The sequence below is a fragment of the Thioclava sp. JM3 genome, from assembly GCF_002213185.1.
Taxonomy (GTDB): domain Bacteria; phylum Pseudomonadota; class Alphaproteobacteria; order Rhodobacterales; family Rhodobacteraceae; genus Thioclava; species Thioclava nitratireducens.
In genome coordinates, this window is sequence record NZ_NBOB01000008.1 from 199,312 (window position 1) to 208,183 (window position 8,872).

Below are 8,872 nucleotides of genomic sequence, written 5' to 3' on the forward strand. Positions count from 1 at the left end.
GGAGGAGAAATCATGGCTGAGACGACGCCGCATAGCTTCGGAGGCCCGACGGGTCTGATGTCGATGCCCTTGTCGAAGGGCTTCGTCACCATCGTCGCCTCGACGCTGGCGCTCATCCTTCTTTGCGTCATCTTCGCGCCCTCGGCGGTCACCGCCGGGTCGCTGATGGGCAGCCTGCCTTTCGCGGCGGTGCTTGGTATCGTCGGGCTCGGCCAGATGCTGGTGGTGCAGCAGGGCGGCTTCGATCTGTCGGTGCCGGGGTCGGTATCGCTTGCGGTGGTGATCGCGACCCACATGCCCAACGGGCAGGATGCCGGGCTACTGCGCGCACTTGTCATCGCGGTCGGCTTCGCGCTCGCGGCGGGGATCCTGAACGGCATCATGGTCGCCTATTTCCGCCTGAACGCGATCGTTGCGACCATCGGGATGAACGCACTTCTGTTCTCGGCGGTCTTCGCGATCTCCGGCGGCGTGCCGCGGATCACCACGAACCTGCTGGCCCATATCGCGGGCGGTCAGACCCTGGGCATTCCCCATTCGGTCCTGTTCGCCCTCGCCATTCTGGCTCTCGTGTCCTTCGGTCTGAAAAAGACGGTGGCTGGCCGTCGCTTCGAGGCGATCGGGGCCAATCCGAAGGCGGCCCGCGCGGCGGGTCTGAGCGTCAAACCGTATCAGGCGATGGCCTATGTGGCGGCGCAGATCCTTTACTGCACCGCGGGCATCCTGATCGCAGGCATCACCCGCGAACCCACGGCATTTCAGGGCAACAGCCTGCTTCTGCCCTCGGTCGCCGTCGTGGTGCTGGCAGGGACATCGCTTCTGGGAGGGCGCGGCTTTCCGATCTCGGTCGTCATCGCCGCCTTCTTTCTCAACCAGCTCAGCCAGTTCGCTCTGTCGATCGGTGTGCCCTACTCGGCGCAGACCATCGTGCAGGCGCTCGCTCTTGTATTCGGCATCGGGGTCTACTCGATCGAATGGACGAACCGTTTCAAGAAAGAACAAACAAGTTCTACAGAGGAGGAGAACCATGAAACTGTCTAACCTGAAAGGATGCGCTGCCTATATGGCGCTGGGGCTTGGAATTGCCCTCTCGGCCTCGGCGGCCAGCGCAGAGGACGCACCCTCCTGGTGCGGCCCGAACAAGGCCTCGCTGGCGCTGCTCGACGGTTTCGGGGGCAATAGCTGGCGTCTGGTGACGACCGCTTCGGGCAAGGAGGAAGCCGCGAAGTGTCCGAGCATCACCGACTACTACTATGCCGACGGTCAGGGCGACACGCAGAAGGCGATCTCCGACATCAACTCGATGGCGGCACGCGGTGTCGATGCAATGGTCGTCTTCGGCGATGCGGGCCCGGCAATCCTGCCCGCGCTGACCAAAGCCTATCGCTCCGGCGCGGTCGTCGTGCCCTACCGTGTGAATGTCGGTGGGGAAGCCGGCAAGAACTACACTCGCTTCGTCGGTGCCGACTTCGTCTATGACGGCGAAAGCTGGGGCAAGTGGATCAAGGAGAACTTCCCGGACGGCGCGAACATCCTGTTCCTGTCGGGCCCGGCGGGCAACAGCCAGGGGCTGGACGAGCTCAAGGGGATGAAGAACATCCTCGACGACAGCTACAAGTTCCTGAACCCGGACCCCTTCGCGGTGACCAACTGGGATCCGTCCCTGACGCAGCAGGTGCTGTCGGCCGCCATTGCGCAGCATGACAATATCGACGTGATCGTGTCCGACTTCGGCCCGTCGCTCGTGGGCGCGCTGCCGGTGTTTGCAAACTTCGACCGCTCGATCCCGGCGCTCGCGACGTCCGACGGCAACTCGCTCGGCTGCTTCTGGGAGAAGGTCCACGCCGACAATCCCGATTTCAAGCTCTTCACGGTCGCGACCGGCAACGACAACGTTCGTCTCGCCGTGCAATGGGCGATCGCGGAAGCGACCGGTGGCACCCCGCCGTCGGAGGAAGTCTTCAAGGCCCCGAACTTCGAGGACTCGACCGATGGGGATCCGAACCCCGTTCAGTGTCGCTCGGATCTGCCCGGTGCGATCTATCTCTCTGCTCAGCTTTCGGGTGACGAGCAGGCGAAAGCCGTCGGCCAGTAACCTCCCCTGTCTCCGGGCGGCGCGATCCGCCCGGAGATACCCGCGCCAACCCCTCAGATCGGCGGAACTAAACGGATGATAGCATTGGCTGAAATCGAACCGATGGAGAAGGCGGACGGGCTCCGCGAAACGTCAACGGGCACCCCCGTGATCCGCTTGCGCGGCGTGTCGAAATCCTTCGGGGCGGTCCGCGCCCTGAGCGACGTGAGCGTCGACATTCACGCAGGCGAAGTGCACGCGATACTGGGTGAGAACGGGGCCGGGAAATCGACCCTGATGAACCTGATCACCGGCGTTCTGCAGCCCAGCACCGGCCGGATCGAATTCGACGGGCGGGACGTGATGCCGCTCTCGCCGGAAAGCTCGTCGGCGCTTGGCGTCGCGATCTCCTATCAGCACCCGGCGATCCTGCCTGACATGACGGTGCTCGAGAACCTGCAAGTGTCACTGCCTGCCTCTGTTTTCCAAGGCGACCGCAAGGACCGCGTCGGCAAGCGCCTGCTGGAAGAGGTTGGCCTCGAGGTGCCGCTGAACGCGCGTGTCGATACGCTGACCATCGCGCAGAAACACCTGCTGGAATTGGCGAAAGCGCTCGCCGTCCAGCCCCGTGTGCTTATTTTGGATGAACCGACGGCCGCGCTCGATCAGGACGCGACGGATATGCTTTTCGCGAAGGTTCGGGCGCTGAAGGCCTCCGGCACCGCCGTCATCTATATCACCCACCGTCTGGCCGAGTTGCGTCAGATCGCGGATCGCGTGACCGTGCTGCGCGATGGCCGTCACCGGGGCAGCGCGCCTGCGAGCGAGATCAGCAATTCCCAACTTCTGGATCTGATCGTCGGGCGCCGTCTTGCCTCTGCCTTCCCGCCGAAATGCGCCGACGCCAATCCCCCGATCAATTTCGAGGTCGAAGGCCTCAGCGGGCGCAAATTCTCGGATGTGGCCTTCGCCTTCGGACGCGGCCAGATCATCGGCGTCGCCGGTGTCGAGGGCAACGGCCAGTCCGATCTGATGCGCGCCTTGGTGGGCCTTCAGCCCTATCGTGGCGCGATCAAGCTCCACGGTCGCACGCTCTCGCCGAAAGAGCTGAAACACGCGGCGGCCTTCATGCCGTCGGATCGCCATACGGAAGGCCTCGCTGCGGATTTGACGATCCGGGAAAACGCGACCTTCGCCTCGCTCGACAAATATGCCTCGGGTGGCGTGCTGGATCGCAGCAAGGAAATGCAGAAGGTGCAGGAGGTCTTCTCTTCGCTGGCGGTGAAGGCCGCGGGCGTCGAGGCGAAGGTCTCCCAGCTTTCGGGCGGCAACCAGCAGAAGATCGTGATGTCCCGCGCGCTTCTGTCGGAGCCCGGTTTCATCGTGGCCGACGAGCCCACGCAGGGTGTCGATGTCGGTGCGCGCTTCGAGATCTACCGGATCCTGCGCGAAGTCTCCGACGCGGGCACCCCGGTGATCGTCAACTCTTCGGACGCGGCGGAACTGGAAGGGCTGTGCGACATCGTTCTGGTCATGTCGCGGGGCCGTATCGTCGAGACGCTGCGCGGAGACGACATCACCGAGGCCCGCATCGTCGGAGCTGCGGTCGAGGCTGATACGCATGCGCATCACGTGGCCGAGGAACGGAGCGCGAAAGAGGGCTTCGGCGCGAAGCTGCGCCATTTTGTGCAAACCGACAACGCGACGATCGTGCCGCTTGCGCTGGTGACGGTGCTGCTCGCGCTGTTCGTAAGCGCGCAGAATGAGAATTACCTGTCGTCCTTCAACGTCTCGAACATCCTGATCCTCGCCACCGCACTGGGCTTCATCGCCTTGGGGCAGACCATTGCCTTGCTGATGGGCGGGATCGACCTGTCGGTCGGGCCGCTTGCCGGTTTCCTCGTGGTGATCGGGTCGTTCTTCATCAACGATGGCAGCCCGGCCTCGACAATGGCGCTCGGTTTCGCGCTGATGTTCGGCGCGGCGATCGTCGTTGGATTGATCAACGGCGTGCTGATCCGTTTCGCCAATTTCACACCCATCGCCGCGACACTGGCAATGTTCATCGGCCTGCAGGGCCTGAGCTTCGTGCTGCGTGAGGGCCCGGGCGGCTACATCTCCTTCGACGTGATCGATACGCTCACCCGGAGCTTCGGGCCGGTCCCGATCGCCTTCGTGGTGATGATCGTGATCGCCATCGCGATGGAGCTGGGTCTGCGCCGCAAGCGGGCAGGGTGGCAGCTTCGCGCGGTCGGCTCGCACGAGGAATCCGCGCGGCGGATCGGGATACGCACGGATCGGACCTTCGTGCTCGGCTATATCGCCGTGTCGCTGCTGACCGCGCTTGGAGCGATCATGCTGATGGCGCAGATCGGGGTCGGCGATCCGGCGCAAGGCGTGAACTACACGCTGGGCAGCATCACCGCGGTCGTGCTGGGCGGCACCAGCCTTCTCGGCGGGCGCGGCACCTTCATTGGCTCGCTGCTGGGGGCGGTGCTTCTGACCGAAGTGCTCAACGCCGTGTCCTTCCTCGGGCTGTCGCAGGCCTACCAATACGGCTTCCAAGGGGTGCTGATCCTCGTGGCGGCGCTCATCTACACGACCGCGCGTCGGCGCCGCGAAGAGTAACCTCGCGGCCCACGCTGGCTCAATTCAACGCCTCGTCTGTGCGAGGCGCAGGGAGGAACCATGCCTGAAGCGTTCATCTACACATCCAGCCCCGGGCGTATCGTCTTTGGCTCCGGGACCTTGGCGAAGGTTGCCGAGGAGGTGGAGAGACTGGGCTGCGCCCGCGCGCTGATCCTGTCGACGCCGTTCCAGAAAAACGACGCCGAGGCGCTTGCAAAAGACCTCGGGGAGATGGCGGCCGGAACGTTCACCGAGGCCGCGATGCACACGCCCGTCGCCGTGACCGAGGCCGCGCTCAAAGTCTATAACGAGACCAAGGCCGATTGCGTCGTAGCGCTCGGCGGCGGCTCGACCATCGGTCTGGGCAAGGCCATCGCCTGGCGCAATGACGCACCGCAGGTGGTGATCGCGACGACCTATGCCGGCTCGGAAGCAACCGACATTCTCGGTCAGACCGAGAAGGGGCAGAAAACGACCGTCCGCGATCCCAAGATCCGCCCGGAAACCGTGATTTACGACCCCGATTTGACCTTGGGCCTGCCGGTCGCGATGAGCGTTGCGAGCGGGTTGAACGCGATGGCCCACGCGGTCGAGGCGCTCTACGCGCCCGATGCGAACCCGGTCACGTCGCTGATGGCGGTCGAAGGGCTGCGCGCGCTGAAATCAGCGCTGCCGCGGATCGTCGAGACGCCGGAGGACCGCGATGCCCGCGCCGATGCGCTCTACGGGTCGTGGCTCTGCGGCACCGTGCTGGGCGCGGTCGCGATGTCGCTGCATCACAAGCTCTGCCACACGCTCGGCGGCGGGTTCGACATGCCCCACGCGGAAACGCACGCGATCCTGCTGCCGCATACCGCCGCTTATAACGCCGCGGCGGCGTCTGCCGAACTGGCGCGCGCGACCGAGCTGTTTGGTGGCGATCTGGGCGGCGGACTCTACGACTTCGCGCGCTCCATCGGCGCCCCTCTCGCGCTGGCCGACTATGGCCTCAAGGAAAGCGATCTGGCGCGCGCCGCCGATATGGCCGTCCAGAACCCCTACAAGAACCCGCGCGAAATCACGCGCGACGGCATTCTCGACCTGCTTAGTCGCGCCCATGCCGGGCAGCGCCCCGTCACGACCTGATAGGAATGAATGACATGACCCAAGAGCCGAAGATCGCCTATTTCACCGAGGAAGCCTCGGTCGAAACCGTCAACGCCCGGGTTTCGGAGAGCACCGATCCGCGCCTCCAGACCGTGATGGCGAGCCTCGTCCGCCACCTGCATGCTTTCGTGAAGGACGTCGAGCTGACGCAGGCCGAGTGGGATATCGCGATCGATTTCCTCACCAAGACCGGACAGATCTGCGACGAGAACCGTCAGGAGTTTATCCTGCTTTCTGACGTGCTTGGCGTCTCGATGCTGGTCGATGCGATCAACAACCGCCGCCCGACCGGGGCGACCGAGAACACGGTGCTCGGCCCGTTCCATGTCGATGGCGTGCCGGAATACGAGATGGGCGCGAACATCACGCAAGCGGGCGGGCACGAGACCTGCCGCTTCTATGGCACGGTCACCGATCTCGACGGCAACCCGGTCGAAGGCGCGCGGATCGACGTCTGGTCGGACAGCGAGGACGGCTTCTACGACGTCCAGCAGCCAGACATTCAGCCGCGCAACAACAATCGCGGCGTGTTCACCACGGGGCCGGACGGGCGCTACTGGTTCAAGGGGATCAAGCCGGTCTCCTACCCGATCCCCGACGACGGTCCGGTGGGTAAGATGCTGGGCAAGCTCGGGCGTCACCCGTATCGCCCGGCGCATATGCATTTCATCGTCAGCGCCGAGGGTTTCGATCCGGTGACGACCCATACTTTCGTGGCGGGCGACAAATACCTGACCTCGGATGCGGTGTTCGGCGTCAAGGAATCCCTGATCGCCGAGTTCACCCCGGTCGAAAACGGCGAAACGCTGTGGGAGTCCAACTACGATTTCGTGCTGCACCGCGCGACCTGAGCAGGGGAGGATATCATGTCTGAACAAGAGCAAATGGGCGGCGTCGTCGTTACGGGTGCCGCACGGGGAATTGGTCTCGAGATTGCGCGGCGCGCCGCGGCGGCTGGATACGGCGTGGTGATCGCCGATCTTGATCAAGAGGCTGGCGCGAAGGCCGCCGCAGCCCTCACCGCCGACGGTGGACGCGCGATTTTCTGCAAGACCGACGTGACCGACCGGGTTGCCACCCGCGCGGCCATTGCCGCCTGCGAGGCGGAGTTCGGCTTTCTCCATGCCATCGTCAACAACGCAGGTTTCAACCGTCCTCAGCCTTTCCTCGAGACGACCGAGGAAAACTGGACCCAGATCATGTCAGTCAACGGCATGGGCGTGATGATCGGCATTCAGGAAGCGGCGAAGGCGATGATCGCGGCCAAGCGGAAAGGCAAGATCATCAACACCGCCTCGATGGCGGGCCGCGCCGGCTTCGGTGATTTCGCGCCATATTGCGCAAGCAAGGCCGCGGTCATCAGTCTGACGCAGGCGGCGGCCCGCACGCTCGCGCCGCACGGAATCACCGCCAATGCCTTCGCTCCCGGCGTGGTGGAGACCGATCTCTGGACGGTGCTCGACAAGGACTTGATGGAAATGGGCGTCTCCTCCGAGCCGGGAGAGGCCCTGCGCAACTTCGCCGCCGGGATCCCGCTCGGCCGGACTTCGACGCCCGCTGATGTCGCCGGAACGGTGGCTTTCCTCCTCTCGCCGGACTCCGATTACATGACCGGCCAATGCCTGCAGATCGACGGCGGGATGATCATGCAATGACCGCAACCGAGGAGATACGCCCGATGACGAAGCAAACCCCTTTCCCTCGGATCGCCTTTATCGGGACCGGTGCGCAGGGCGCATCGGTCGCCGCCGATTTCGCGCTGGCGGGGCTCGACGTCACCTTCATCGACCAGTGGCCGGCGCATGTCGAGGCGATGCGCGAGAAGGGACTGACGGTCAACCTGCCGACCCGCCAGCTGCACACGCCGGTCAAGGCGCTGCACCTGTGCGAGATCGCCGAAATCAAGGAGCCCTTCGATCTCGTCTTCGTGGTGGTGAAAGCCTATGACACCCGCTGGGCGGCGGAAATGATCAAGCCGGTTCTGGCGGAGCACGGCTTCGTCGTGGGACTGCAGAACGGCATGACTCACGAGGCGATCGCCGACATCGTCGGCGCGCATCGCACGATCGGCGCGGTTATCCAGATTGCGTCGAACATGTGGGAGCCGGGGGTCACGACCCGCCAGAACGACACGGACGAAAGCTGGTTCGCGCTTGGTGCGCTCGACCCCGAGCAACAGCCGCGGGTGCACGACGTCGCCGATATCCTGCGTCATTCCGGCACCGTTCAGGTGGTAGACGATATCCGCTCGGCGAAATGGATGAAGCTGGTGGTGAATGCAGCCGAACTGATCCCCACGGCGATCATCGACACCGCGATGCGCGACAGCGTCCGCGACCCCGAGTTTCTCGAAGTGATGCGGCGCGCCGGCTATGAGGCAATGGAGGCAGCGCTCGCTGACGGCGCCACCATCATGCCGATCATCGGGATGCCGCCGGTGATGAGTAACCACCCGGAACGCTATGTCGACGAGATCTTCGACGAGGTCGTTCGCACCTTCTCAAGGGACGACACGCTGACGACCTCGCTGCAGGATTGGCGCAAGGGCCGTCGCGCCGAGGTCGACGAGGTGAACGGGCTGGTGGTCGATTTCCTCGAGGCGCGCGGCAAGGCCGCACCGATGAACCGCAAGGTCGTGGAGATGGCAAAGGAGATCGAGGCCGGTCGGCGCAGGCATCACCCCGACAACGCGCGCGAACTTGTGGCGCATTACCGGGGGCTGGCGCAGGCTTAGCACGGACCTATCGGGCGTCGTCGCGCGGTGTGGCGTCATTATGATTTTCCCGGAAGGAGCTTCTTCGCCATCTTGAAATGATTGGCCTTTTCTTCTTTGTCGCGCTATTCCGACGTTTGTGGCGTGTGCAGCGGAGATCACCTTCCGCCACTCATGCTTGGGCGCAGGGAACGGCCCTGAGCGGACATTCGCAAAAGTGCGCTGACCTGCTCCCCTCGTTTTGAGGTTAGCCTGTTCTCCAGACGAGGAGACAGACGATGAAGAGAAGCCGGTTCAGCGAAGAGCAGATC

Annotated in this window: 7 protein-coding genes; all 7 read left to right on the plus strand. The window is 64.2% G+C overall.

Annotation, left to right across the window (positions count from 1 at the left end; all coding sequences use genetic code 11):
• The first annotated feature begins 12 nt into the window (after window positions 1-12).
• The gene (locus B6V73_RS16065) at window positions 13-1,041 is read left to right on the plus strand and encodes an ABC transporter permease (RefSeq protein ID WP_206185589.1); all 1,029 of its coding nucleotides are present in this window, start codon (window positions 13-15) and stop codon (window positions 1,039-1,041) included.
• Complete coding sequence (locus B6V73_RS16070; RefSeq protein WP_078571710.1) at window positions 1,028-2,095, plus strand: substrate-binding domain-containing protein; 1,068 nt, start codon at window positions 1,028-1,030, stop codon at window positions 2,093-2,095. The genes B6V73_RS16065 and B6V73_RS16070 overlap by 14 nt, the downstream gene beginning before the upstream one ends.
• An 84-nt stretch (window positions 2,096-2,179) precedes the next feature.
• Window positions 2,180-4,702, plus strand: a complete 2,523-nt coding sequence (locus tag B6V73_RS16075; protein WP_206185590.1) for an ATP-binding cassette domain-containing protein — start codon at window positions 2,180-2,182, stop codon at window positions 4,700-4,702.
• Between the two features lie 60 nt (window positions 4,703-4,762).
• Window positions 4,763-5,827 (plus strand): maleylacetate reductase, encoded by a 1,065-nt coding sequence (locus B6V73_RS16080; protein ID WP_088725741.1) that lies wholly within the window; start codon window positions 4,763-4,765, stop codon window positions 5,825-5,827.
• A gap of 14 nt (window positions 5,828-5,841) precedes the next feature.
• The gene (locus B6V73_RS16085) at window positions 5,842-6,699 is read left to right on the plus strand and encodes an intradiol ring-cleavage dioxygenase (protein ID WP_088725742.1); all 858 of its coding nucleotides are present in this window, start codon (window positions 5,842-5,844) and stop codon (window positions 6,697-6,699) included.
• Between the two features lie 15 nt (window positions 6,700-6,714).
• Window positions 6,715-7,503: a glucose 1-dehydrogenase gene (locus tag B6V73_RS16090; RefSeq protein ID WP_088718338.1), complete on the plus strand. Its 789-nt coding sequence runs from the start codon at window positions 6,715-6,717 to the stop codon at window positions 7,501-7,503.
• A gap of 23 nt (window positions 7,504-7,526) precedes the next feature.
• Entirely contained in the window at window positions 7,527-8,582 is a 1,056-nt protein-coding gene (locus B6V73_RS16095) for a ketopantoate reductase family protein (protein WP_088725743.1), read from the plus strand.
• Window positions 8,583-8,872 lie beyond the last annotated feature (290 nt).